This window comes from Halobacteriovorax sp. YZS-3-1, from assembly GCF_047084945.1.
Lineage (GTDB): Bacteria > Bdellovibrionota > Bacteriovoracia > Bacteriovoracales > Bacteriovoracaceae > Halobacteriovorax_A > Halobacteriovorax_A vibrionivorans.
The window spans coordinates 292,396-314,430 of the sequence record NZ_JBKIYI010000001.1 but is presented as its reverse complement, the minus strand read 5'-3'; the positions used below and the strand labels follow the sequence as shown (position 1 = coordinate 314,430).

The 22,035-nt window shown below is 34.0% G+C and carries 26 protein-coding genes; 11 read left to right on the top strand and 15 right to left on the bottom strand.

Features of this window, described 5'->3' with window-relative positions; genetic code table 11:
* Nucleotides 1-150: 150 nt before the first annotated feature.
* Nucleotides 151-591 carry a 4Fe-4S dicluster domain-containing protein gene (locus ACMAZI_RS01550; protein ID WP_114705933.1) on the top strand — a complete coding sequence of 147 codons (441 nt, stop codon included), beginning with the start codon at nt 151-153 and terminating at the stop codon, nt 589-591.
* Here ACMAZI_RS01550 and lspA read toward each other — a convergent pair.
* The 4 genes from lspA to ACMAZI_RS01530 are packed head-to-tail and all read right to left on the bottom strand — an operon-like array spanning nt 588 to nt 5,168.
* Entirely contained in the window at nt 588-1,088 is a 501-nt protein-coding gene (lspA, locus tag ACMAZI_RS01545; RefSeq protein ID WP_114705934.1) for a signal peptidase II, read from the bottom strand. The two genes, ACMAZI_RS01550 and lspA, sit on opposite strands and share 4 nt — an antisense overlap.
* Entirely contained in the window at nt 1,085-2,590 is a 1,506-nt protein-coding gene (locus ACMAZI_RS01540) for a sigma-54-dependent transcriptional regulator (RefSeq protein WP_114705935.1), read from the bottom strand. The genes lspA and ACMAZI_RS01540 overlap by 4 nt, the downstream gene beginning before the upstream one ends.
* An 11-nt stretch (nt 2,591-2,601) precedes the next feature.
* Entirely contained in the window at nt 2,602-4,479 is a 1,878-nt protein-coding gene (locus tag ACMAZI_RS01535) for an ATP-binding protein (protein WP_114705936.1), read from the bottom strand.
* Nucleotides 4,476-5,168, bottom strand: coding sequence for a hypothetical protein (locus ACMAZI_RS01530; protein WP_334677860.1), 693 nt, complete (start codon nt 5,166-5,168; stop codon nt 4,476-4,478). Before ACMAZI_RS01530 ends, ACMAZI_RS01535 begins: the two co-directional genes overlap by 4 nt.
* Nucleotides 5,169-5,452: 284 nt before the next feature.
* On the opposite strand from ACMAZI_RS01530, the gene ACMAZI_RS01525 reads away from it, so the two are divergent.
* On the top strand, nt 5,453-6,286 hold the full coding sequence (locus ACMAZI_RS01525) for a TIM barrel protein (RefSeq protein ID WP_233500245.1): 834 nt from the start codon (nt 5,453-5,455) through the stop codon (nt 6,284-6,286).
* A gap of 17 nt (nt 6,287-6,303) precedes the next feature.
* Here the strand turns inward: ACMAZI_RS01525 and ACMAZI_RS01520 are convergent, their stop codons facing one another.
* The 3 genes from ACMAZI_RS01520 to ACMAZI_RS01510 are packed head-to-tail and all read right to left on the bottom strand — an operon-like array spanning nt 6,304 to nt 7,790.
* Nucleotides 6,304-6,648, bottom strand: a complete 345-nt coding sequence (locus ACMAZI_RS01520; RefSeq protein WP_114705939.1) for a hypothetical protein — start codon at nt 6,646-6,648, stop codon at nt 6,304-6,306.
* A gap of 30 nt (nt 6,649-6,678) precedes the next feature.
* Entirely contained in the window at nt 6,679-7,116 is a 438-nt protein-coding gene (locus ACMAZI_RS01515) for a hypothetical protein (RefSeq protein WP_114705940.1), read from the bottom strand.
* A gap of 17 nt (nt 7,117-7,133) precedes the next feature.
* Nucleotides 7,134-7,790, bottom strand: a complete 657-nt coding sequence (locus tag ACMAZI_RS01510; protein WP_133296881.1) for a hypothetical protein — start codon at nt 7,788-7,790, stop codon at nt 7,134-7,136.
* A gap of 87 nt (nt 7,791-7,877) precedes the next feature.
* Between ACMAZI_RS01510 and ACMAZI_RS01505 the strand changes: the two genes are divergently transcribed.
* Nucleotides 7,878-8,066, top strand: a complete 189-nt coding sequence (locus ACMAZI_RS01505; protein WP_114705942.1) for a 4Fe-4S dicluster-binding protein — start codon at nt 7,878-7,880, stop codon at nt 8,064-8,066.
* Here the strand turns inward: ACMAZI_RS01505 and ACMAZI_RS01500 are convergent.
* From ACMAZI_RS01500 to ACMAZI_RS01485, 4 genes are all read right to left on the bottom strand, one after another.
* Nucleotides 8,054-8,881 carry a nucleotidyltransferase family protein gene (locus tag ACMAZI_RS01500; RefSeq protein ID WP_412473916.1) on the bottom strand — a complete coding sequence of 276 codons (828 nt, stop codon included), beginning with the start codon at nt 8,879-8,881 and terminating at the stop codon, nt 8,054-8,056. The genes ACMAZI_RS01505 and ACMAZI_RS01500 overlap by 13 nt on opposite strands.
* A complete protein-coding gene (locus tag ACMAZI_RS01495; RefSeq protein ID WP_412473917.1) occupies nt 8,874-9,815 on the bottom strand; it encodes an aminoglycoside phosphotransferase family protein in 942 nt (313 codons plus the stop codon). The genes ACMAZI_RS01500 and ACMAZI_RS01495 overlap by 8 nt, the downstream gene beginning before the upstream one ends.
* Before the next feature lies 1 nt (nt 9,816).
* Nucleotides 9,817-10,569 (bottom strand): hypothetical protein, encoded by a 753-nt coding sequence (locus tag ACMAZI_RS01490; RefSeq protein ID WP_114705945.1) that lies wholly within the window; start codon nt 10,567-10,569, stop codon nt 9,817-9,819.
* A 66-nt stretch (nt 10,570-10,635) separates the two neighbouring features.
* Nucleotides 10,636-11,292: a LysM peptidoglycan-binding domain-containing protein gene (locus tag ACMAZI_RS01485; RefSeq protein WP_114705946.1), complete on the bottom strand. Its 657-nt coding sequence runs from the start codon at nt 11,290-11,292 to the stop codon at nt 10,636-10,638.
* A 117-nt stretch (nt 11,293-11,409) separates the two neighbouring features.
* Here ACMAZI_RS01485 and ACMAZI_RS01480 point away from each other — a divergent pair, with 117 nt between their 5' ends.
* The 6 genes from ACMAZI_RS01480 (at nt 11,410) to ACMAZI_RS01455 (ending at nt 15,995) form a co-directional block, all read left to right on the top strand.
* The gene (locus ACMAZI_RS01480) at nt 11,410-12,357 is read left to right on the top strand and encodes a hypothetical protein (RefSeq protein ID WP_412473918.1); all 948 of its coding nucleotides are present in this window, start codon (nt 11,410-11,412) and stop codon (nt 12,355-12,357) included.
* Entirely contained in the window at nt 12,347-12,517 is a 171-nt protein-coding gene (locus ACMAZI_RS01475; protein ID WP_158536782.1) for a hypothetical protein, read from the top strand. Before ACMAZI_RS01480 ends, ACMAZI_RS01475 begins: the two co-directional genes overlap by 11 nt.
* Nucleotides 12,517-12,984 (top strand): 2-amino-4-hydroxy-6-hydroxymethyldihydropteridine diphosphokinase, encoded by a 468-nt coding sequence (gene folK, locus ACMAZI_RS01470; protein WP_114705948.1) that lies wholly within the window; start codon nt 12,517-12,519, stop codon nt 12,982-12,984. The genes ACMAZI_RS01475 and folK overlap by 1 nt, the downstream gene beginning before the upstream one ends.
* Before the next feature lie 110 nt (nt 12,985-13,094).
* Nucleotides 13,095-14,237, top strand: a complete 1,143-nt coding sequence (locus tag ACMAZI_RS01465; protein ID WP_412474021.1) for an acyl-CoA dehydrogenase family protein — start codon at nt 13,095-13,097, stop codon at nt 14,235-14,237.
* Nucleotides 14,238-14,239: 2 nt separating this feature from the next.
* Entirely contained in the window at nt 14,240-15,028 is a 789-nt protein-coding gene (locus ACMAZI_RS01460) for an electron transfer flavoprotein subunit beta/FixA family protein (protein WP_114705949.1), read from the top strand.
* A gap of 13 nt (nt 15,029-15,041) precedes the next feature.
* Nucleotides 15,042-15,995, top strand: coding sequence for an electron transfer flavoprotein subunit alpha/FixB family protein (locus tag ACMAZI_RS01455; RefSeq protein WP_114705950.1), 954 nt, complete (start codon nt 15,042-15,044; stop codon nt 15,993-15,995).
* A gap of 75 nt (nt 15,996-16,070) precedes the next feature.
* Here ACMAZI_RS01455 and ACMAZI_RS01450 read toward each other — a convergent pair whose 3' ends face one another.
* The 4 genes from ACMAZI_RS01450 to ACMAZI_RS01435 form a co-directional block, all read right to left on the bottom strand.
* Nucleotides 16,071-17,192, bottom strand: coding sequence for a hypothetical protein (locus ACMAZI_RS01450; RefSeq protein ID WP_412473919.1), 1,122 nt, complete (start codon nt 17,190-17,192; stop codon nt 16,071-16,073).
* Nucleotides 17,193-17,393: 201 nt separating this feature from the next.
* Nucleotides 17,394-17,585 carry a hypothetical protein gene (locus ACMAZI_RS01445; RefSeq protein ID WP_114705952.1) on the bottom strand — a complete coding sequence of 64 codons (192 nt, stop codon included), beginning with the start codon at nt 17,583-17,585 and terminating at the stop codon, nt 17,394-17,396.
* A gap of 8 nt (nt 17,586-17,593) precedes the next feature.
* Nucleotides 17,594-18,127 (bottom strand): hypothetical protein, encoded by a 534-nt coding sequence (locus ACMAZI_RS01440; protein WP_114705953.1) that lies wholly within the window; start codon nt 18,125-18,127, stop codon nt 17,594-17,596.
* 3 nt (nt 18,128-18,130) lie between these two features.
* A complete protein-coding gene (locus ACMAZI_RS01435) occupies nt 18,131-19,279 on the bottom strand; it encodes an Mrp/NBP35 family ATP-binding protein (protein ID WP_114705954.1) in 1,149 nt (382 codons plus the stop codon).
* A gap of 149 nt (nt 19,280-19,428) precedes the next feature.
* Between ACMAZI_RS01435 and ACMAZI_RS01430 the strand changes: the two genes are divergently transcribed.
* Nucleotides 19,429-19,992, top strand: coding sequence for a hypothetical protein (locus ACMAZI_RS01430; protein WP_114705955.1), 564 nt, complete (start codon nt 19,429-19,431; stop codon nt 19,990-19,992).
* The gene (locus ACMAZI_RS01425) at nt 19,976-22,027 is read left to right on the top strand and encodes a lytic transglycosylase domain-containing protein (protein ID WP_334677847.1); all 2,052 of its coding nucleotides are present in this window, start codon (nt 19,976-19,978) and stop codon (nt 22,025-22,027) included. The genes ACMAZI_RS01430 and ACMAZI_RS01425 overlap by 17 nt, the downstream gene beginning before the upstream one ends.
* Nucleotides 22,028-22,035 lie beyond the last annotated feature (8 nt).

Below are 22,035 nucleotides of genomic sequence, written 5' to 3'. Positions count from 1 at the left end.
TAAAGTAAAAATTATTATTTACTTAATCTTTTTACGTTCCAATATTGCTAAAGGACTATACCTAATGTATTTTAATCAGGCAAAAATCCCTTTAATGATGCGTTGATATACGTTAAAATACTGTCTGTATTAAAGTATTAGGAATTGCTAATGAGCGAAGATGTTAAATTTTTAGTTGAGAACCCTTACCACTCAGCACGTTTTAAACCTGCGAGAAAAGGTAAAAAAGGTCCAAAACTACTTGCTGTTGTACACCAATCAGGTTGTACAGGTTGTGAAATCTGTATTCAAGGATGTCCAGTAGATTCAATTGAACTAGTTCCTGGGCCAAATCCAAATAACCCACAATTTAATCAAACAGTTGAAATCGATCTAGCACGTTGTATCGGTTGTCAAAACTGTTCTCAAGATTGCCCTTGGGAAACGATTACAATGTATGAACATAATGATGCATTTGCTATCTGGGGAAAAGAGACTTTAAAGTCAGAACTTTATATCTCAGAAGAAAGCTTAGATCAGCTTCATAATGAATACGGGATTAAAAAAGATTTACCAAGTGAAGAATCAAATAACGAAGAAGAGAGTGCTTAAGTATTAGCACTCTTCTTCTTTCCTTTATACTCAGTTAAGAAATAATCAATTATATAAATACCTGCTGCCACAGAAATGGATGCGTCTGCAACATTGAAAGCTGCAAAATGCCATCCACCATAATAGAAATCAAACATATCAACAACGTAATCTAGTGATATACGATCAATTAGATTTCCCACGGCCCCTGCAAAGATCATTGAATAGGCAAGACATAGAAGATAGCTCTTCTTACGTGCATCCCAAATAAGATAGACAAACCAAAAGCAAGCAATAACTGGAAGAATCTTAAAGAGAACCATTCTAACAACGTCCGGGAAGCTTCCTCCCATTCCGAATGCAACCCCTGGATTTCTAACATATGTTAAATTAAAAAAGCCTGGAATTACCTCAAGAGTTTCACCTAGTTTAAAACTTGATTGTATTGCGCCTTTTGAAAATTGATCTAAAAATAAAATCCCTACAATAAGTAAGGTCATTTGCCATATTCGATTCATTCGTAATATTCCTTAGGATTAATTTCGTATTTCTCAATTTTACGAAGTAACGTCTTCTTTGGAATATTCGCTTTTAGAGCAGTTTGATTAATCTTACCCTTATTGATCTTTAAGGCCTGAACAATAAACTCTTTCTCAAAGATATCTTTTGCCTGTGAAAAATTAAGCCTTAACTCACCATCTTCTTCTGTGGTCGCAAAAACAAATTGATAGCCTTGCGCACTTGCAATTAGCTTCTCATCTTGACCTGCGTCTGTAAGAACAGAGTCTTTAATCTCTTCATAATCGATAATTGTTTGTTCATCAGCATCATTAGATGATTCAACAGTTGCTGATTTACGAATCTTATCTGGTAGTGAAGAAGATTTGATTATGTCTCCGCTTTCAATAATAAAAGCATGCTCAATAACGTTTCTTAGTTCTCGAATATTTCCTGGCCAATCATGACTCTTCATAATGGCCATCGCATCATCATCCAGTCCCGAAATACTGAGATGGTGAACATTGTTAAAATATTTAACGTAGTAATCCACAAGATGTGGAATATCTGAATTTCTTTCTCTTAATGGAGGTAGATAAACAGGAAGAACATTTAAACGATAAAATAAATCTTCTCTAAAAGTTCCGTCTTCAATCATTTTCTCAAAAGGCTTATGTGAAGCAGCAATGATTCTTACGTCACATTTAATTTCTCTGTTTGAACCAACAGGAGTGAACGAGCCTTCTTGAAGAACACGAAGTAGCTTTACTTGCATTGTAGGTGAAACATCACCAATCTCATCTAAGAAAAGTGTTCCACCGTCAGCAAATTGAAATTTACCAATCTTTCTTTCATTGGCACCAGTAAATGCACCTTTCTCGTGCCCAAATAATTCAGACTCAATTAAGTTCTCTGGTATCGCTGCAAGATTAATTGTTACAAACTTTTCATCTTTTCTTGGCCCATTATAGTGAATGGCACGAGCAACAAGCTCCTTACCAGTACCTGACTCACCTCGAATAAGAACCGGTGTATTGACCTGTGCAAGTTTTCCAATTACGTTGAAAACCTTTTGCATAACATCTGATTCACCAACAAATTTATTCTTAGTATCCCCAAGAGATAAAACTGGAGCAGAGAATCCAACTGTCTCAACTAGTGAGCGTGCTTTTAATGCTCGCTTAATTAAAGAAACTAAATTCTCAGAGCTAATTGGCTTCTCTAAGTAATTATAAGCACCTTCTTTAACGACCTTTACAGCATCAGTAACATTCGAATATGCCGTTAAAATAATAACAATAACAGATGGGTCATGTTTTTTGATTTCAGTTAAGGCTTCAATCCCATCCATCTCTGGCATGTTAACATCCATAACAACCAGGTCATATTTCGTTTTATAAACTGCACTTAGTGCTTCTTTTCCATTGTCTGCAACATCGACAGCGAAGTGATGAAATTCAAGAGCTTCCCTTACAGAACTCTGTAAAACCTTATCATCATCAACGACTAAAACCTTATGCATACGCACTCCAATTATTTATTTAAAAATTTAATTAAAAAGCTTGTTCCTTCACCAATTTGAGAGGTTACAGATATCTCTCCACCATGAAGTTCTACAAAGTATTTTACCAGATAAAGACCTAGACCGCTTCCCTTAATCGTATGAGAAGCATCGTTTTTAACCCGATAAAACTTCTCAAATATATTATCGACGTCATTTTGTCCCATACCAACGCCATTATCCGATATTTCAATATAAACCCAAGTATCATCATCCCAAGTTTTAATATCAATGACTTTGCCTATACCGGCATATTTAATTGAGTTTTCAACAATATTTGAAATAATTCTATTAACTAAGCTCGTGTCAATTTCGATAGGAAATAATGGGCCTAATTCAGTATTGATTTTCATCTCTTTTGATCGTGCTAAATAACTTAAGCTATTTACACAATCATCAATTACTTTATTAACATCCTTACTTTGTAGATTAAGAGAAATATTTCGTGATTCAACTTTAGTTAAATCTAAGATTGAAGTTATAAAATTATTTAATTCTTTAGTTGAATCAATTATTGTTTTTAACCCTTCATGAACATACGTTTCACCACCACGATTTTTCTGCAACATATTGTCTGCAACACCTGCAATCTTGGCCACAGGGGTTTTTAAATCGTGTGACATTAATGAGATAAAGTTTTGTTTCAAATCTTCAACTCTTTTTAATAATTTAGTCTCTTCCTGAATTTTATAACGACGTTGATATTCACCAATGGCCCTAAAGGGAACCCAAATATAGTAAACAACAAACACAGTAAGTAAGATGTGGGTTATATATAGCCAAAGTCCAAAAGCAATGAATATCAAATAAGAAATCAGAATCGTACTAAAGATAATAGCAACTGTAGTTACAAGTCCTTTTACTGGCTGGATACGTGAGATAACAATTGAAAGAATGATACCAATTAGCATCGAAATTAATTTTGTTACCCACATCGGTATTGCATAGACTAGCTTATTTTCTATAAGTGACTTAGTCATATTGGCATGTATTTCTAATTTTGGTGATCGCCTCTGATCTTTATCAAATGGAGTTTTAGCGTAATGACCAAGATTTGATATATAGGCGGGACCAATTAATACTATTTTTCCATTAAAATAGCCTGGCGGAATATTCCCAACAACAACCCTATGAACCGGTAGTTTTTCGACATGCTTAAGTTTGCGTAAGGGGTAACGAAACAAGCTAAAACTAGCGTCAGCTTCGGGCATATAATATGCACTTTTTAAATTATTAAGAATTAGTGGCTCTTTACCATGAAGAATTCTCCACTCATTTGCCGTCCAAAAGCTTAATGTCTCTTCTCCTGATATATTGAGAACCATTCTTCTTACAACATCATCTTTAGCAAATAGCTTACTATCAATATTAACAATTGCTGGAGAATAACCAAGATCTCGTAATTGTTGAGGAGGCAGTCTTTCCCCCCATGCGTCTAATTCAGTTCCATAACGATATAGGCCACCTTGTTTGACATAGGCTTTAATTTCATCGTGAAGTAATTCTAAAGAGTTTGCTTCTCTCTCATTTAAAGGAGCTGAAAGATCTCCAAAGAAATTAATAATCGCAGGCTTATCTTTTAAAACCTTACGGAATAATTTTAAGTAAGTTGTATAAGTATAGGGATAGCTCTCACCTAAAAACTCATCACTTTCTTCATCAATTTTTATAAGAACAATTCTGTCATCTTTATTTAGACTAAAGTCCGTTTTTAGACGTAAGTCATAGAAGATTGCTTCAATCGTTGGAAATTTGTATTGGAAAAGAACCAAAAGAAAAACAATCGTAAAAAGCGCTGGATAATACTTTGTATAATCCAAATCTTTAAAGAACTTAAAAACTTTCTTCATAATAGCTCACTTTGATAGAACCTTTGGTCCATCTCGTGTTCCTTATGATAATGGAGTGACCACATTGTTGTAGAAGAAATATTAAAATGTACTTTGTTAATTCTTGAATTCTCTAGATAAATCACTTTTTGTGCAATACCTCTTATATCGATTTGACTGTTCTCATTATTGCTAAAAAACTGCTTCTTATAGCTATTAGAAATATAGTTAAAGAGTCTTCTCGGTACGACAAAGATATAACGAAAGACGGCTTCTGCTCTTAAGAGATTAAATAGCCAATTAAAAATATTACGCCAAAATAATAGTACTGCTAATAAATGCCCCAGAATCTTTGAGTTGAATGTATCAGCAAATCCCATCTCTGCTTCAAGATAGCGATCCATTTCTACATCTGTTAAGCGCTCGAGTAAGCTTGAGTTTAATATGAGAAAATGGCTTCCAAGAAGTGTTCCCTGCAAGAAGAATGGAGCATCCTTACCTTGATAAATCTGTGGTGTTGGCCGACTTCTATAAAATAAGAAGCTTGAAACCTTCTTATACAATCGAGGTCTTTCTTCCCTAGAAACTTTCTGTAAGTTAAATCGAGAAATAACGATTGAAGGAATTATGTAAGTAAATGAAATCACATAGATTAAGACGGCGATAGCAAGATTATTTAGTATATGTAGATTAGGTCCAAATACAACCAAGAACCCAGTTATAAAAAATATCTGAATGAAGATAATAAAAAAGCTTAAAAGATATGAAATAAATACACTAAACAAAATTTTGTCCCTATTTTTTTTACAAGATCATCTCTAATTATAGACCCAAATCCAAATTCCGGCTATAAGTCATCTAAATTACAAATTGATAATAGTCACTGTAAGCGCTATGCGCAAGTAAGCATTTCGCAGCGCACCTATTGTCGAATCCGTAATTGTGATACACAAGGCATTAACGTTTAAATTATAGAATTAAAGGGGTGTTTTTGATGCAAGGTAAGCTACTATTCGGTACAGCAGGTGTTCCAAATTCAACAGCTAAAAAGAACAATCCAGTAGAAGGCGTAAGACGAATTCACGAACTAGGTCTTGACTGTATGCAACTAGAGTTTGCACACGGTGTTAGAATGAAAGAAGAAGTTTCATCAAACCTAAGAAAAGTTTCATATGAATTAGGTGTTCCTTTGACATCACACGGCCCTTACTACATCAACTTAAACGCAAGAGAACAAGATAAAATTGACTCTTCTGTTGAAAGAATCATTCAAACAGCAAAGATCTCAGATCTATGTGGTGCTGAATCTATGACTTTCCACGCTGCTTTCTATATGAAAGATTCACCATACGATGTTTTCGATCTTGTAGAAAAGAGTATGAATGTAATCGAAGAAAGACTAAGTCGCCTTGATATCGAAATTGAACTAAGACCTGAGCTAACAGGTAAAACATCTCAATTTGGTTCTCTTGAAGAGCTTATTAACCTTACTAAAAACGTTGATTCATGTCGTCCTTGTATGGATTTCTCACACCTTTTCGCACGTACTAATCAGTATAATAGCGAAGAAGAATTCGACATGGTTATTGGTAAGTTAAAAGAAGAATTAAGTGAAGAAGCTATCCAAAATATGCATATTCATATTTCGGGTATCAGCACTAACTCTAAGGGTGACCTTAAGCATCTAAACCTTGAGCAATCAGACTTTAATTGGAAGGCCCTACTTAAGTCTCTTAAAAAGAATGGTTGTGGTGGATATATGATTTGTAATTCACCAAACTTAGAAGAAGACGCATTGATGCTAAAAAATTATTACATGACTTTATAAAAATAAAAAAGCGGCTTTTAAGCCGCTTTTTTTATGTCTGCATATTCCTTAAATCTCAAATATAAATCATCACCAAAAACATAGAAATAAATATCTTCAGTAGTATTGAAGAATTCTTTTAAGGCACTATCAAGATCAACATCATAAGATTTTAAATCTAAATAGCAGCCTTTAATTAAATCCTGTATTAATGCAAAGCTTTTTGGAAAATCGAGAGTCTTAGTGTCCCATTCAACTCGATATGAACTTGTGTCTGAAATATATTTTAATTTAATCCCCTCAGACTCATTAGGTTCCAAAATATCAAATGTTTCATAAACAAGACTTTCTAATGTAAATTCAAGTATTTTCTTATTCTTCACATTAAACTATTCGGTAACTTTTAAATTATATTAACGAATATCTTCTTCTTTAAACTCGTAGAATGACTTTACATCACTAATATTTGAAATGAACCACTTTTCATCTCTTTTAACAATTAAAGCGATCTTTTTGACAGAAATGGAAACATCTCTCTTTGACTCTTCTGCCGTTGCATCCGCTTCATATGAGAGAGTGTAAGTTATTGAACATTCATCACCACTACAGTTTTTATAGACAATTTTAAAGCGGCTATCTGAAAATTCATTTGATTCGTTTAATTTATTAGGGTCTTCACCAAGAGCTTGAGTGTACTCCTCAAGTAAATCACCAGTAAGGTAATCTTCAAGGTCATCAACACTAATCTTATCGTTTAAGCGCTTTTCAATAAATGATTTTAACACTCCTTCCGGACTATTATTTGACTGACAGCCTATTAGCAATAGGCAAAAAATAAGAACTTTAAACATAACTTCTTCCTTGAATTTTAATAAGAGACAATTCCTCTTCTCTTTAAAATATTAAATAATGTATTCCAATTATACTTTCCACTTGAGCTTGAATTTATTAACTTCAGGCCATAGCCATTTTCATAAACTAACTCAACATTAAATGTATCACTAAATTTTGCGCCTTCATAATCCAATTCAAAGTCTAGTTTTTCACCTTTAGATATTTTTTCATCTGTAAAAATAACGATACCTTTATCATCACAATTAGAAACTTTGACAGGTATCTTTGATCCTGATGATAAGAAGATACTCCCCTCTAAAATACAGAATTTATCAAAATTAAAATTCTCTTTATTAAAGTTAGGCTTAAAAATAGCCTGGCCTAGCTCCTCTTTTAAAAGGAGGATCATATTATATGCAACTAACAAGAAAACTACTGAAAAGAGTAAGATGATTTTGTCATACTCAACCAAGAAAAGAGAGAAGACTTTGTAAAATATATTTAATACGAAAACGGCCATCACAACGACAGTAAGTTCTCCCATATACATAATTTTAAAAAGTAAAAATAATGCGAGGGCCGTTGTAAGTTTATAACTTCCAAGAATCCCGACAAAGCGTTCAAAGTTTAATGCAGAGACATCGGCATCTAAAGAGAAGCATGTATGCAGAAAAAACAGCGAAAATATCACAAATAAAATATTAAGCAATTTAAATATTAATGTGTCAGTATTGTGCACTTTTTCCCTTCAATTTTAATTTTTTGATATAATCAATATATGGATTATTATCTCGAAATTTCTTCACGTTGTATAGAGTGTGATAACTGCAGGCTGATTTGTCCAGAAAAGGCTATTTTTATGGACAAAGGAAAATATACGATAGAACCATGGGCATGCACTTTATGTAATGCATGCACGCTTGTTTGCCCTGTCGATTGTATTAAAGAAGTGTCTCAAAAGGAGTAAGAAGCTCCATTATATTTAATTAACTTATTCTCGAAATCAAAAGTAACCCCACACCAAGTCATCTTTTTTTGTGATTTAAAATCTGAAGTATCTAACTCAGGAATACCTTTTAAGAAATTAACTATCACATCAGGTATTTCATCAAGCTTACTAATGACGCTTAAGTATTTATCTAAAGTTCCAAGATCTAAAAAGACAGGATTATCAGGTAAGCTCATCAATACATTTGACGACTTATAATCACAAACTGTTTTAAAAAATCCAGAAGACCCAGGTGTATAATTAACCTTTCCAAGATTGATTAGTCCGACACCAGAATAAGTGAAATAATCCCCACTTCCCTCATGTGGAATAATATCAATTAAGTGCCCATCTTTTAAAACAGTTTCATTATAACTAGAATTACCATCGACATTTATGGCATACAAATGTGCAACAGCATCACAACGTTCTAAATTATAATAATCCGATTTTATGTTTTCAAAATCAAAGAAGTAAAACTGATCAGAGTTAATAATTAATATAATTTCGTTATCAACAACTTTTTTCAAATTATGTATACACCCACCACTACCTAGAATTTCAGGCTCATACAACAGAGTTACATTTTTGTCCTTTGCCCAATTAAGCATTTCTTCATGGCAATGATGAGAATTTATATAAATATTCTCGCAACCTAAATTTCTAGCATAAGCAACTTGTAAATCAAGCATCTTTAAATTTAGAAATGGCCACAAGGGTTTTGGAATAACCTTTCCAAGCTCCCCCATTCGCGTACCAAAACCTGCACTTGCGATAAAGCATGTCTTAATCATCACTACCTCTTTCAAGAATCTTTGCAAAACGCACGAAAGAGTCTTCATCTCTTAACTTTAAAACATCGATTAACTTCTTTAGATTAGGTTTGATAAATGGAAGATATCCATTTTTATTCTTATCAATACTAAGATAAGCAAAACTACCCAGTGCTTTAAAAGTTCGCTGTATCTGAACTATCTGATAATCTTTTAAATATTTTGAATTAAATTCACTATCAAAAGAATTTAATAATACTGACCTTTCTTCGTCTGAAAATTGTATATAGCAGTCATCTACCAGAGATACTAAATCATACATAGCTGGCCCCACTCGCATATCTTGATAATCGATATGATAGAGTTCATCAGCTTTCACATATAGATTGTTAGAATGATAATCACGATGACATACTACTTTTTTATTTTCTTCATAGTAATTAATCAATAACTCTCTAACACTTGCAACGACAATCATTTCGTCTTCATTTAGTTTTAGTTTCAAATGTTTTTCTAAAAAGAATTGAAGAGCTAAATCGAATTCAAACCCAATTTTCTCTCTATCGAAATATCGACTTTGACAAGTTTCTAAAGGAAGTCTTTGGTAAGATTTGATATCATTTACTGCTTGTATATGTTTCGTAAGTCCATTTTTAAGATAATAATCTTTCAAAGAAATATCGCCAACATCCTCAAGAATAAGAAGAGAGATTTCTGGTAAATAGTGATAGATCTTTGGAGTGTTAATATCTTTTTCAATGAGTGTCGTGATCAGATTAAAATCACGACTCTGCTGTCCACTTGGCTCTTCTGTACAGACTATTAAACTTTCACTCTCGTTTTTTAATCGATAATACTCTCTACTTGAAGCATCGCCAGAAAGTTTTATAAGGTTCCAACTCTCTTGAGAATATCCCTGCTGATCTAAAATCGATTTAACTTCATTTATTTCCATATCAAATACTTTCTTTGAACTTATAAAATTGTTTTGATGAATTCTTTTCAAAAATAAGATTTTCATCTTTTGTGCTTTGAACCATATAATTCTTAAGCAGGAACTCTTCTTTTGATAAGTCTCGAGAATAAACCTCTTGAGTTGAGAAACTAAGCGATTGCCTATTCAGTGTTTGTAGCCATAACAATCTTGCTTCAGGGTCATAACCAGATTTCTTTAAAACATCATAAACAAGGTTATTTAAGTCTCGTTTTGCATTTAAGTCTAGACGATTAAGTCTAATCATATCTTTTACCGTATATGAATTAAGCGGTATGATTTTATTCTTTTCATATATACCAATTTTACTTCTTAATAATTCACCGATTAATACTGAAACAAAAATACTTTCGGAATTCATAAATCGACGCAGAACTCCGCGAGACATAAAGACGTTATTTCTAGGAAGTGAGAAGTAAAAATTTCTATTATCTTCAACAATATAAAAATTAATTCCAAAATCATCTTTCACAAAGAGACTTTGGTTATTTAAATATAGCTCACGAGCTATCTTTTGTAGGTATCTATTTGATCTTCTTGAGGGCCTCTTAACTTTATTGTTTTTGATAAACAATTCTGCTACACCTTCGAGATGAACAAGGTAATCTTTAGAAGTAAAATCAACTTCGTAATTATATGGATATCCCTTATCGTCCTTATATAAATAGGTACAAGAAGTTAAAAATAATATTGATATAAAAATATAAAATTTCATTAGTTCTCAAATAAAAAGAGCTCTCATTATGAGAGCTCTTATATCATTTGATTTATTATACACGATTTACATTGGGCTGGAAGCAACATCTCTTTCTTCTGGGATGTAATATAAAGTAAATCCAGCAAAAATTAAGTTTGGATCTTTAATCATTTCTCTGTTGTTATCCCAAATTGATCTCCATTTTGCTGGTGTACCGTACTTGTCTTTTGAAATTACACCTAGAGTCTCACCCTTACGAATAAGATGAGGAAGACCCACTGGATTCCAGTTAAATTGACCACTTTCATACTTAATGATGTCACCTGGTTGAAGTCCATCAGCAAGTGCTTCTTGATTCATTGCTTGAACATCACGCCACTTGCTATAGTCTCCATATAATTTAAAAGCAATCCACATAAGTGTTTCACCTTTTTGTACTTCATATGTATCAGTTTTAGAAACAACAACTTCTTTTTCGAGTTGAACGTTTTCCTGAAGCAATACTTCATCAACTGGTTCTTCGTTTGTTGCAACTGCTTCCATTGTAGGCTCTGCAGTTGGATCAGCGACTTCTTCTAGATCAGCAAATTCTTCATTTGCATCAACGACAAAGTCTGAATCATCAATTGAAATTTCTTCAGCAGCTTGAGTTTCTGCTACTTCTTCACCTTTCTTCTCGTTGTTTGAACAAGATGTGAAAGTTAATGTTGAAACTAGGAATAGTAAAAATATTTTTTTCATGGTCTAAAACCCCTTTTTTAGTAACAATCTATATAGTTACCCATCGGTTCCTTTTTAATTATAATTAAATATTAACCGCCTAGACTAATTTCTTCATGCAATGTACAATTTTTCCGTATGAATGTTTTTAAACTATTTACTATAGTATTCTTCTCAATCTTATCATTTGCGCAATCACCTATCAGTGATTTCTCAAATAGTTCCAATTACGATTTGGCCAAAGAAAAGATTATAAGAGTATCTGGAACAAAACGAATTCTTCTCATTAGTAATGGTCAAGATAGTTTTGCCAAAGGTGATTACATTACTATTTTAGTCAACAAAGAACCTGTAGTACGAGGTATTGTTCCAAAACAAAAGAATAATGTAGCAGCAATTAAAATCACTAAGATTTATAATGAAGAGATTTATTCAAATATTTTCGTGAACCAAGATGTTGAAGTACTTCGAGGTGATGATTCTGCATATGGTAAAGCAAATACAGCAGAAGAAAGTGAATTTAGAATTACTGATAGCGAATCACTATATGATGATACTACTTTATTAGATGAGGACATTTATAGTGAAGAGGCACAAGAAGGCGGAATAATTAAAAATGATAATCTTGTCTCTGTTGGTATTGGGCTAGTAGATGGCTTTAATACCGCAGGTAAAGAAGATACAAATACTCAGTATAATGCATCTTGGGCTTTTCAATTAGATAAGAATATTTGGCTAGAAGGAAGTGTTGGGCGTCACTTAATCAGAGGCTTTCCAAATGAAGAGATCGACACTGCTGTAAACCAATATATATTCCGTGCAAAATATTCATTTGAAGGACCACTTTATACAGTATTTATGCCATATGCAGGATATAAATTTGCAACTGCAGATAGTCCTGGTGCAGGTGATGTATCAGCGGTTGGTGCTGATGCAGCCGCACGAGAAAAAGATTTAGTTGCAAGTGTTGAGAAAAGTGAGCCAGTTTTTGGAATTACGGCATTAAAAAGATTAGTCCCTGGTTGGTTCTTTAGAGCTGATATTGGTACCGATCTCATGGGAGTCAGTCTTGCTCTTGAATTCTAAACTTTTTTTAATATTAATTTTACTTAGTTCATGTGGAGTAAAAGCTCCACCTAAACCAAAGAACCAAAACTTCCCTTCATTTATTGAAGAGAATAAAAAAGTTCTTAGGCCATCAAAAACCACAAAACAAGAAACTAAAAAGAAAGAAGATAGTAATTAATGAGAATCATTCTTAGCCTTGGGACTAATCTTGGTGACCGAATCGAATCAATCAAAAGCGCATCTAAGTTATTAGAAGACGCATTTAACTGTGAAGCCAAAATGAGTCACTTTTATGAGTCACCTCCCTATGGACCGCAGGATCAACCTTCCTTTCTTAATATTGCCCTAGAAATAAACACTTGTTTAAATCTTTCCCCAACTTCAATCTTGAAAATATGTAAGGAGATCGAAGAGAGGTTAGGTCGAAAACACCGCTATCACTGGGGTCCTCGTGAAATTGATATTGACATAATTTTTATCGACTTCTTAGAAGTAAAAGAAGAAAAGCTCACCATACCGCACAAAGACTTTCGAAACCGAAGCTTTGTTTTAGAACCATTAAAAGACTTACCTTCATTTTCTGAGTATAAAGAGCATTACAAAATTAAAACATTGAAGAACAAGAATACAAAATTGATCCTATAAACTTTTCTCGTTGCGACACCTGGTGCCAAGTCCTTATTACCTATTTACTAAATACTGAAAAGGTATCTATAATAAGGTACTTAAAACTTTGAACAATTGGTTCCAATATGATCAACTTTGAATTAACTTCCGAGCAGAAAGAAATTCGTGAACTTGCAATGAAATTTGCAAGGAATGAGATGATGCCAAAAGCTGGCGAATTTGATGAGAAGGCCCAAATGCCAATGGATATCCTAAAACAGGCATGGGAGCTTGGTCTCGTTAATACTTGCATACCTGCAGAATATGGTGGTGCCGGATTTACGACAATTGATTCAATGATTATCACAGAGGCCCTAGCTTACGGTTGTCTCGGAATGAATACTTCGATTATGGCCAATGACTTAGCACTTCTTCCTATTGTTATTGGTGGAAGTGATGAGCAAAAGAAAAAGTTTTTAACTCCGTTTACAGAAGATTATAAGATTGCAGCTTTTTGCTTAACTGAACCTGGTTATGGTTCTGATGCGGCTGGTATAAAGACAACAATAAAAGAAGATGGTGATCACTACCTATTAAACGGTAACAAGATGTGGATAACAAACGCAGGTTATGCAGACCTCTTCGTTGTTTATGCCACGATTGATCCTGCAAAAAAACACAAGGGAATTACGGCCCTTGTTATCGATGCCAAAGCAGAAGGAATCGAGCTTGGTGAAAAAGAAAATAAAATGGGCCATCGTTGCTCAGACACTAGAGCCGTTACATTTTCAAATGTGAAAGTTCCAAAAGAAAATATTTTAGGTGGTGTTGGTGAAGGTTGGAAAATTGCCATGGCCACACTAAATCATTCACGTCCAATGGTAGCAAGCTCTGCAGTAGGTGGTGCACAGTGCGCAATGGATCATGCAGTAAAATATGCAAGTGAAAGAAATCAATTTGGAGTGCCCCTATCGAGGCACCAAGCTATACAGATGATAATTGCCGATATGGGAATCGAAATCGAAGCAGCGCGACTACTCGTTCAGAAAGCCGCGTGGCATATTGATAACGGAACACCTAATCCAGAACTTTCATCATATTCAAAAGCCAAAGCAGCTGATATGTTCATGAAAGTTGCAACTGACGCTGTCCAAGTATATGGTGGATATGGTTACAGTAAAGAATACCCAGTAGAAAAGTTGATGAGAGATGCCAAGCTCATTCAAATATATGAAGGCACTTCACAAATACAAAGATTAGTAATTGCTAAGGAAATTTTTACAAGGAGCTAAAATTGAACATTTTTGTATGTATTAAACAAGTTCCAGACACGGAAACTAAAGTTACTCCAAACGGAGACGGATCTTATATCGAAACTAATTCGATTAAGTGGATCATGAACCCATACGATGAGTTTGCTGTTGAGCAAGCACTTCTAACAAAAGCAGCAAACAGTGGCTCGACTGTAACTGTTGTAAGAGTTGGTGGTGTTAAAGATACAGAAGCATTAAGAACTGCCCTAGCAATGGGTGCAGATGATGCAATTCTTGTTGAGGCCGATGACAATCTAGATTCTTATATGACTGCAAAAGCACTTAAGGGTGCTATTGAGAAGTCAGGTAAGACTCCAGATGTAATCTTCACAGGAAAACAAGCTATTGATGATGACTGTCTACAAGTTCCTCAACTACTAGCGCAAATGCTAGGCCTACCTTCAGTAACTGTTGTTGATGGTTGCGAAGAAGAAGGTGGTAAATTCACTCTTAAAAGAGAAGTAGAAGGTGGAGCACTTGAAGTTTACGAAGTAAACTCACCTGCTGTTATCGCTGCTAACAAAGGTCTAAACAGTCCTCGTTACGCATCTCTTCCAGGTATTATGAAAGCAAAGAGAAAGCCTCTTGCTCAACACTCACTATCAGATGTAGGTGTATCTGCTGATGATCGTCGTGTTAAGTACTCAGGATTCCAACTTCCACCAGAGAAGCCAGCTGGTAAGAAATTTGATGCGATGGACGAAGGTCAACAAGCATCTGTTGTTGCTGAAGTTGTTAAGCTTTTAAGAGAAGAAGCGAAAGTTATCTAAGGAGATTATTGAAATGGCAAAGATATTAGTATTTTCTGAAACAAGTGGTGAATCAGTTAAATCTGTTACATTTGAAATTCTAGGTAAACTTACAGGACACGAAGTTGACGTAGCAATCGTTGGCGAAATGGGTCCAAACGCTACAGCTGACCTAGCAAAGTATGGTGCTGCTAATGTACATAACCTAAAAGGTGACAACTTAGATAAGTATTCTCCTGAAGGTTATGCAAACGCACTTAAAGAATTTATTGGTTCAAATTACGACTACGTATTTGCAGGTGCAACTTCACTTGCAAAAGACCTTATGCCAAGACTAGCGGGAATGTTTGATGCAGGTATGGCATCTGAAGTTACAAACTTTGTAATGGAAGGTGATAACTTCGCAGGAACAAGACCACTATTTGCAGGTAAGGTTCTAGCTAAAGTTGAACTTGATGGACCAAAGCCAGGCTTCGTAACAGTAAGACCTAACGCACTTGGTATGCCAGATGCACCAACTGCTGGTGCAGGTACAGCCAATGAAGTTGCAGCAAACGCTGGTGACATCAAAGCTGTTATTAAAGAGATCGTTAAAGGAGCTTCAGAGAAGCTTGACCTTACAGAAGCAAATATTATCGTTTCTGGTGGACGTGCAATGAAGTCTGCTGAAAACTTTAAAATACTAGAAGAGCTTGCTGAAGTTCTTGGTGCAACTGTTGGTGCTTCACGTGCTGCTGTTGACTCAGGATACGCACCTCACGCAATGCAGGTTGGACAAACAGGTAAGACTGTTGCTCCATCACTATATATTGCTTGTGGTATCTCAGGAGCTATTCAGCACTTAGCAGGGATGAGAACATCTAAGGTTATTGTTGCTATCAACACTGATCCAGATGCACCAATCTTTACTAAAGCTGACTACGGTATTGTTGGAGATCTATTCGACATCGTACCTCTTCTAAAAGAAGAATTAAAAAAAGTACTTTAATTTAGACAAAGTATAAAATAAAAAAGGCCCTCAATTTTGAGGGCCTTTGTTTTTCTTCTCTCTAGTTATCTTGGATTAAAATCCGTATCCTTGTCTTTCAAATTCTTGGTTATCTTCACCTTCATAGTATTCTTCTTCGTCATATCTTTCTTCTTCGATCTCTTCAGCTTTTGGGGCTTGATAAGCAGCTGATACAACGTTTTGTTGAATAATATTAATGTCTTGTTCTACATTACCTTCTTGAGTTAGTTCCTTTTGAAATCTAGACTCTTCTTTAGCTCTTTCCATTTTTTCGAACTCAATATTAATTTTTTCTAACTCATCATAAGTTACATAATTAATAAGTGCTCCTTGATATGGACCTGTTGCAAATCTTAAACGGTAACCATTTTCACCATTTTTAGAAAAGATACCACTTGATTTTTGACCTTGTAGTTCAACTTCAAAAGAGTTTCCATCCTTTAGTTTTAAGTCACCTACAACTTCATTAATCTCTTGTCCGTTCGCATATACAGTAAAGAAAAGTCCCTCTACTCCATTTGGTCCAACTGTTACGCTTCCATCAATATCATGTCCACGGAACATTTTATTATTCATACTTGGTAAGATCGCTCTTTCAATAACGAATTCTCTTCTATCTTGTGTTGTTGCAACTACTTCTTCTTCAACAAGAGCTTCATCAACAATTTCTTGTGATGTTTGCTCAACAACAACTTTTTCTACAATCTTTCTTGCTTCAATTAATTCAAATCCATCTTCAAATGCTCTAAAGATAGAGATATTCTTTTTATTTTCATGAAGAAAAGAAACGTCAAAAGTGTAGTCATCGTTTTCATTTAATCTTACAAGACCTGTTCCGATTAACTCCATATCAACAATTCTTTTGTTATTGCTTTTAACTTCATTATAAATTTCTAATCCTTCGTGATCTTCTATTCTAACGACTTCCCACTTTCCATTGATAACTTGTGAGTACTCAGCAACTGGAAGGTATTGAACAGCTACAGAATCACGATCAGAAGAAGCAACGATACGATCAGAATTTTCATCAACTCTCTTTTCAAAAGAAATTTCCTTCTTTTCCATAAAAGAGTTACTAGTCACTGACATTCCTTGGTAGATTCCACCAAATACAAGAAATGATCCTGATAGTACTGATGTGATGATAAATTTTTTGTAAATAGCTGATGCTTTCATACAATGCTCCTAATACCTTATGTGTATATAGAAGCAACTAACGTGCCAAAGTGAACAAATACACCAAGACCATAAGTAGCTGTAATTACTTGCACTGTATACTAAGAATGGGGGTCTGATTAAAGATTAGACTGTTAAATTTTTAACACTGTAGAAAAAGTAAACACACGTTCGTGTGTTTACTCTATATATGAAAACTATTTAGTCGACTTGAAAAACTTTCTTTTCATAGTCACTATGAGAGGCTCTAAACCTCTTAAGTGCAACAACAATCAACTCATCAAGAGCAATTCCTGTGTTTTCGGCCATATGCTGGAAAGATTCCACAACATCGGCCTCGATATTAACTTTTAATTCTTTTAACTCACCTTGATTATGAACTTGATCCTTCATAAATACTCCTATTTAACGACTTTGAGCGCACCTAGTCTTCTTAAACTTACCAGGGCCTGAGTTACTTCAAAGTCAAATAATTCGCAATTTGTATAAATATCGTTAACTTTGCTGTATTCAGCTATAGTTTTTAATAGTAAAAATTCGTTTGCACCAGTCTTTTTTCCAACTTTTATGAACGCAGGATTGATTAAAATGTGAATATCTGCTGGTGGCCTTAAAGATAAGGACTGACGATGTTCTTGATATGCTTTTTCAGCATTTTTTTTAAACTCACTAAATTTTAATTTGAATTCAAAGTCACTATCAGAGACCACTTCTGGTTCAGCGACTAAGGTGAAATTTTCAATTCCATCCATATCGAAGATAACAAGAGAATATAGAGCTTTTATTCCTGTTTTCTGAGAAAACTGAGCTGCGACAATTTCACCTTCATTGATATATACAACACCGAGAAACTGGCGATCAGCTTGTTTTAAAATATTGATTCGACCAGTAAAATTAAAAGAGCACTGCTCTTCTATTTTCTGTATGATGGACATTCATTACCTTTTGAAAATTTTAGAGAAAAAACCTTTTTCCTCGTCACCACCATTTTCTAACTCAATGATCTTTTTTGCAATACCGGAATAAGCATTCCATACCGGCCTATTTTCGTATGAATTATTGGCCATATAAGGATTTCCACTATCACATGATTCCCTAAGAGCGATCTCTATTGGAACCTCACCTAAGAATGGATAACCAAGCTCTTTTGCGATAGCTTCTCCACCTTTTTCACCAAAAATATAATACTTTTTCTCTGGCATATCATCAGGAGCAAAGTAACTCATATTCTCAACAAGCCCTAAAACAGGAACATTAACTTGTTCAAACATGTTAAAACCTTTACGAGAATCTAAAAGAGCGACATCCTGAGGTGTTGAAACACCAACGATTCCATCAAGCTTAAGTGTTTGAGCTATCGATAATTGAACATCTCCAGTTCCTGGAGGTAAGTCTAGAACAAGATAATCTAGCTCGCCCCAATCAACATCAAAAAGAAATTGATTTAGAACTCCACCTAGCATTGGACCACGCCAAATAACAGCATCCTTTTCTTCAATAAATAAACCAAAGCTAATAAACTTTAAACCGTGTGCCTCGATAGGGGCAATTTTCTTATCATCAGTAGCTAATGGTTTTGCATTTCTTTCACCAAGTAGCATTGGGACAGAAGGTCCATAGATATCAGCATCAAGTAAGCCTACTTTTTTTCCTGCATTCTTAAGAGCAAGGGCCAAGTTCACCGATACTGTAGACTTTCCAACACCACCCTTACCAGATGATACTGCGATTATTCTATTTACACCTGGAATATCTCTTTTTTGAGGAGCAGCTTTACCGTGACCAACTTGCAGTTGTGCGTTTTGCTGCTGTGGTTTTTTCTCAGCCTGTGATTTAGGTGCTTCTTGAGTTGATACTGTTTTAATGAAAAGGTCATCTTCATTTACTAGATCAGCAAGGCTATTAACAATTGCATCTTCAATATCACGTTTTTGAGGTGCAGTAATCTCATCTCGATTATAGACAAGAGTCACTTTATTTCCATCTACATGAATATCTTTGAATCGATTTTCATCCAGTAAAGACTTCTGTGTATTTGGGTTTTTAACCTCAATTAATTTCGTTTTAATTGCTTCAATATTTATCATAGTAACTCGCTCGGTTTCTTTCTATTTTCATTGTGGATTCTATTAAATATTGAGGACTTATTCAATCAGTAAAGCAAATTTTTGCCCTACAACAAAATCTATAAGATGTTATAATTACAATAGAAACTAATTTTAGATTTGGAGAATTTGTGTCTAAACCATATAAGAGATCAATCATCATTGTAGACTCTAAATTTCAATTGAAATTTAGTATCTTGATATGCATTGTCATTTTAGTTCTAAGTGCATTTTATCCCTTAGTTATTTATCAAGTACTTTCTAATATTTCAGAGAAGTTCCCACAATCCGCTGAACATATAAATACTATGAAAAGCGATTTATTGAATTTCCTAATACTTTGCCAGGCGTTTTTTGGAATCCTTGTCTTTATCGTGACTCTATTTTTCACGCACAAGGTAGCTGGCCCTCTATACAAACTAAAAAAATACCTTGCAGGCTTAAGACATACTGGCTTCGAAAGAAGTTTAACATTTAGAGACGGTGACTACTTTACTGATGTAGCAGATGAAGTAAATCTGACAGTCGAGTATTTCCAAACAAGATTTAAAGAAGACACCGTCTACATTGATGAGATTTGTAACTACTTAAAGAACTTACAACAAGTTGTTCCAGAGGATAAGAAAGTTATCCTTAATGAAGTAGTGACCAAACTCAAAGATATGGAAGGTCGTTTTAATGAATTTATCGGGTAAGAGATTATCTACATTTTTAATCGTTGTAAGTATGAGTTACTTCACAACAGCTCAAGCAAAGCAGTCAACAAAAGATCGTGAGATCAAAGCGGCTCGTCATATTGCACAAATTGAGCGCAATTTAAGAAGAAAGAAACTTTCTAATTATTCAATTAATAATGCAAAGAAAGCAATCAAGACTGGTGGGATCTTCAAATCATATGTTGGCCATCTCGATTTTTTATCTAACCTTAAAGAAGACCTCAGAAAGAATAAATACTTCAAGTGTAATATTAAAAGTAAAGGTATCAACAGAGTAGAAGATCAATTTGTTAGCAACATCAGAGACTACTGCTACCACACTGTTAATTATCTTATTGATGATAAATTCTATCCACAAATCGTTAAAGATGAGAGTAACTTTAATAAGGCAATTAAGCATTTAGCGACCACTAGAAACTCTCTTTTCACTCATAAGTTAAACAATATTGATAAGAACTCAAAAGTTTATAAGTATATAAAAAAGCAACTCATTGAGACTACTCTAATCGAAGGCTTAAAGATTGACTCTAATCTTTATTCACATATCGATTTCGATAAGGACATCACATACCTTTTCCAAAGTAATCTTCATCGTATCAAAAAGAATAAGCTCACTATTACTAATGAGTTTATCAAACAATACAATAAGCTTAAAAGAGTTGTTAAAAACAACAAAGATATTCAAACAGACTTAGAAAAGTTTTTAAGATTTGAAGAAAGCAATAATGAATATATTTATAAGAAGTCAGCTTGGAAGCGAGTACGCTATATTGGTAAACTTCTACTAAATAATGGTGACATAAAGAATGCAAATCGATTCTTTGCACGCTCATATGAAATAAGTTACGACAGTGAAACAAAGAATGAATCCTTATTTCTTCTACTTTGGAATTCGATCAAACAAGAAAATTATAAAGAGAGTATTGTTACTGTCCAAAATTATAATCTAATTGATGAATTCTCAAACCTGTATACTAAAACAAAGTTTTGGATTGCATATAGTTACATGAAAGATGGAAACGAATCACTTTCTAAACATCTTTTCAAGTTAATGATTAAAGGTAATCCATTGAGCTTCTATTCAATTGTTGCTCAAGAATATCTACCAGAGTTTGATAAGAAATATGTTAAATCACTCTACTTTCATAAGAACACTATTAAGCTACCAGAGCTTACTCTAAGTGACTTTACCGAACTAAGACAACGCAATATTAAAGAATCACGAATTTGGAATGAGCTAAAGTACTACGGTAAAGTTGATAAGCTCATTTATGAATTCATTAGGCTTGACCCTAAGAAAGACATCGCTAATCAAGCTAAAATTGATACGTTGACTACTGAAGATCAAAGAGTTGCAATCTTTAATTATTTTCTTCATTACTTTAAAAATAAGAAGGACTTCTTATCAAGTTTTAAACTGGTTTCTCGAACTATTGATTTAAACTTAATTAGGCCTTCTAAAATAGATATCACAACACTATTTCCGGTGCTACACCTCGATAAGATAAAAGATGTGAATACTGATATTGATCCACTATTAGTACTTTCAATTATTAGACAAGAAAGTGCATTTAATCCTGAAGCTAAATCTGCCGTAGGTGCACTTGGCTTGATGCAACTGATGCCTGCAACAGCAAGACAGATGACAACATTTAGAAAACAAGAAGAGCTATTCAAGCCACATAAGAATATTGATGCTGGTGTTCGCTACTTCAAAGGTCTTTTAAATAAGTTTGATGGAAATATTATCTATGCATTATCTTCATACAATGCGGGTCCAACCAAAGTAAAACGCTGGTCAAAAGAACTAATGGATTTAGATGATCCAATTTTTCAAATTGAACAAATTCCATATAAAGAAACAAGACTTTATGTAAAACTCATTTATAGAAATTATTTCTTTTATAATTTAATGAAAGATAAATATATTCTTGAAGAGAGTATCGCGTCGACCTTTAATACCAATCGACCTAAAGAAGCAAAACGAAAAATTTCATCTCAAGTTGAACTATAAAAAAAGGG

Excerpts from the sequence above, each read along its gene's own strand:
- ACMAZI_RS01550 (WP_114705933.1), top strand. The coding sequence starts at position 151 with ATGAGCGAAGATGTTAAATTTTTAGTTGAGAACCCTTACCACTCAGCA.
- lspA (WP_114705934.1), bottom strand. The coding sequence starts at position 1,088 with ATGAATCGAATATGGCAAATGACCTTACTTATTGTAGGGATTTTATTT.
- ACMAZI_RS01540 (WP_114705935.1), bottom strand. The coding sequence starts at position 2,590 with ATGCATAAGGTTTTAGTCGTTGATGATGATAAGGTTTTACAGAGTTCT.
- ACMAZI_RS01535 (WP_114705936.1), bottom strand. The coding sequence starts at position 4,479 with ATGAAGAAAGTTTTTAAGTTCTTTAAAGATTTGGATTATACAAAGTAT.
- ACMAZI_RS01525 (WP_233500245.1), top strand. The coding sequence starts at position 5,453 with ATGCAAGGTAAGCTACTATTCGGTACAGCAGGTGTTCCAAATTCAACA.
- ACMAZI_RS01515 (WP_114705940.1), bottom strand. The coding sequence starts at position 7,116 with ATGTTTAAAGTTCTTATTTTTTGCCTATTGCTAATAGGCTGTCAGTCA.
- ACMAZI_RS01505 (WP_114705942.1), top strand. The coding sequence starts at position 7,878 with ATGGATTATTATCTCGAAATTTCTTCACGTTGTATAGAGTGTGATAAC.
- ACMAZI_RS01500 (WP_412473916.1), bottom strand. The coding sequence starts at position 8,881 with ATGATTAAGACATGCTTTATCGCAAGTGCAGGTTTTGGTACGCGAATG.
- ACMAZI_RS01495 (WP_412473917.1), bottom strand. The coding sequence starts at position 9,815 with ATGGAAATAAATGAAGTTAAATCGATTTTAGATCAGCAGGGATATTCT.
- ACMAZI_RS01490 (WP_114705945.1), bottom strand. The coding sequence starts at position 10,569 with ATGAAATTTTATATTTTTATATCAATATTATTTTTAACTTCTTGTACC.
- ACMAZI_RS01485 (WP_114705946.1), bottom strand. The coding sequence starts at position 11,292 with ATGAAAAAAATATTTTTACTATTCCTAGTTTCAACATTAACTTTCACA.
- ACMAZI_RS01480 (WP_412473918.1), top strand. The coding sequence starts at position 11,410 with ATGAATGTTTTTAAACTATTTACTATAGTATTCTTCTCAATCTTATCA.
- folK (WP_114705948.1), top strand. The coding sequence starts at position 12,517 with ATGAGAATCATTCTTAGCCTTGGGACTAATCTTGGTGACCGAATCGAA.
- ACMAZI_RS01455 (WP_114705950.1), top strand. The coding sequence starts at position 15,042 with ATGGCAAAGATATTAGTATTTTCTGAAACAAGTGGTGAATCAGTTAAA.
- ACMAZI_RS01450 (WP_412473919.1), bottom strand. The coding sequence starts at position 17,192 with ATGAAAGCATCAGCTATTTACAAAAAATTTATCATCACATCAGTACTA.
- ACMAZI_RS01445 (WP_114705952.1), bottom strand. The coding sequence starts at position 17,585 with ATGAAGGATCAAGTTCATAATCAAGGTGAGTTAAAAGAATTAAAAGTT.
- ACMAZI_RS01440 (WP_114705953.1), bottom strand. The coding sequence starts at position 18,127 with ATGTCCATCATACAGAAAATAGAAGAGCAGTGCTCTTTTAATTTTACT.
- ACMAZI_RS01435 (WP_114705954.1), bottom strand. The coding sequence starts at position 19,279 with ATGATAAATATTGAAGCAATTAAAACGAAATTAATTGAGGTTAAAAAC.
- ACMAZI_RS01425 (WP_334677847.1), top strand. The coding sequence starts at position 19,976 with ATGAATTTATCGGGTAAGAGATTATCTACATTTTTAATCGTTGTAAGT.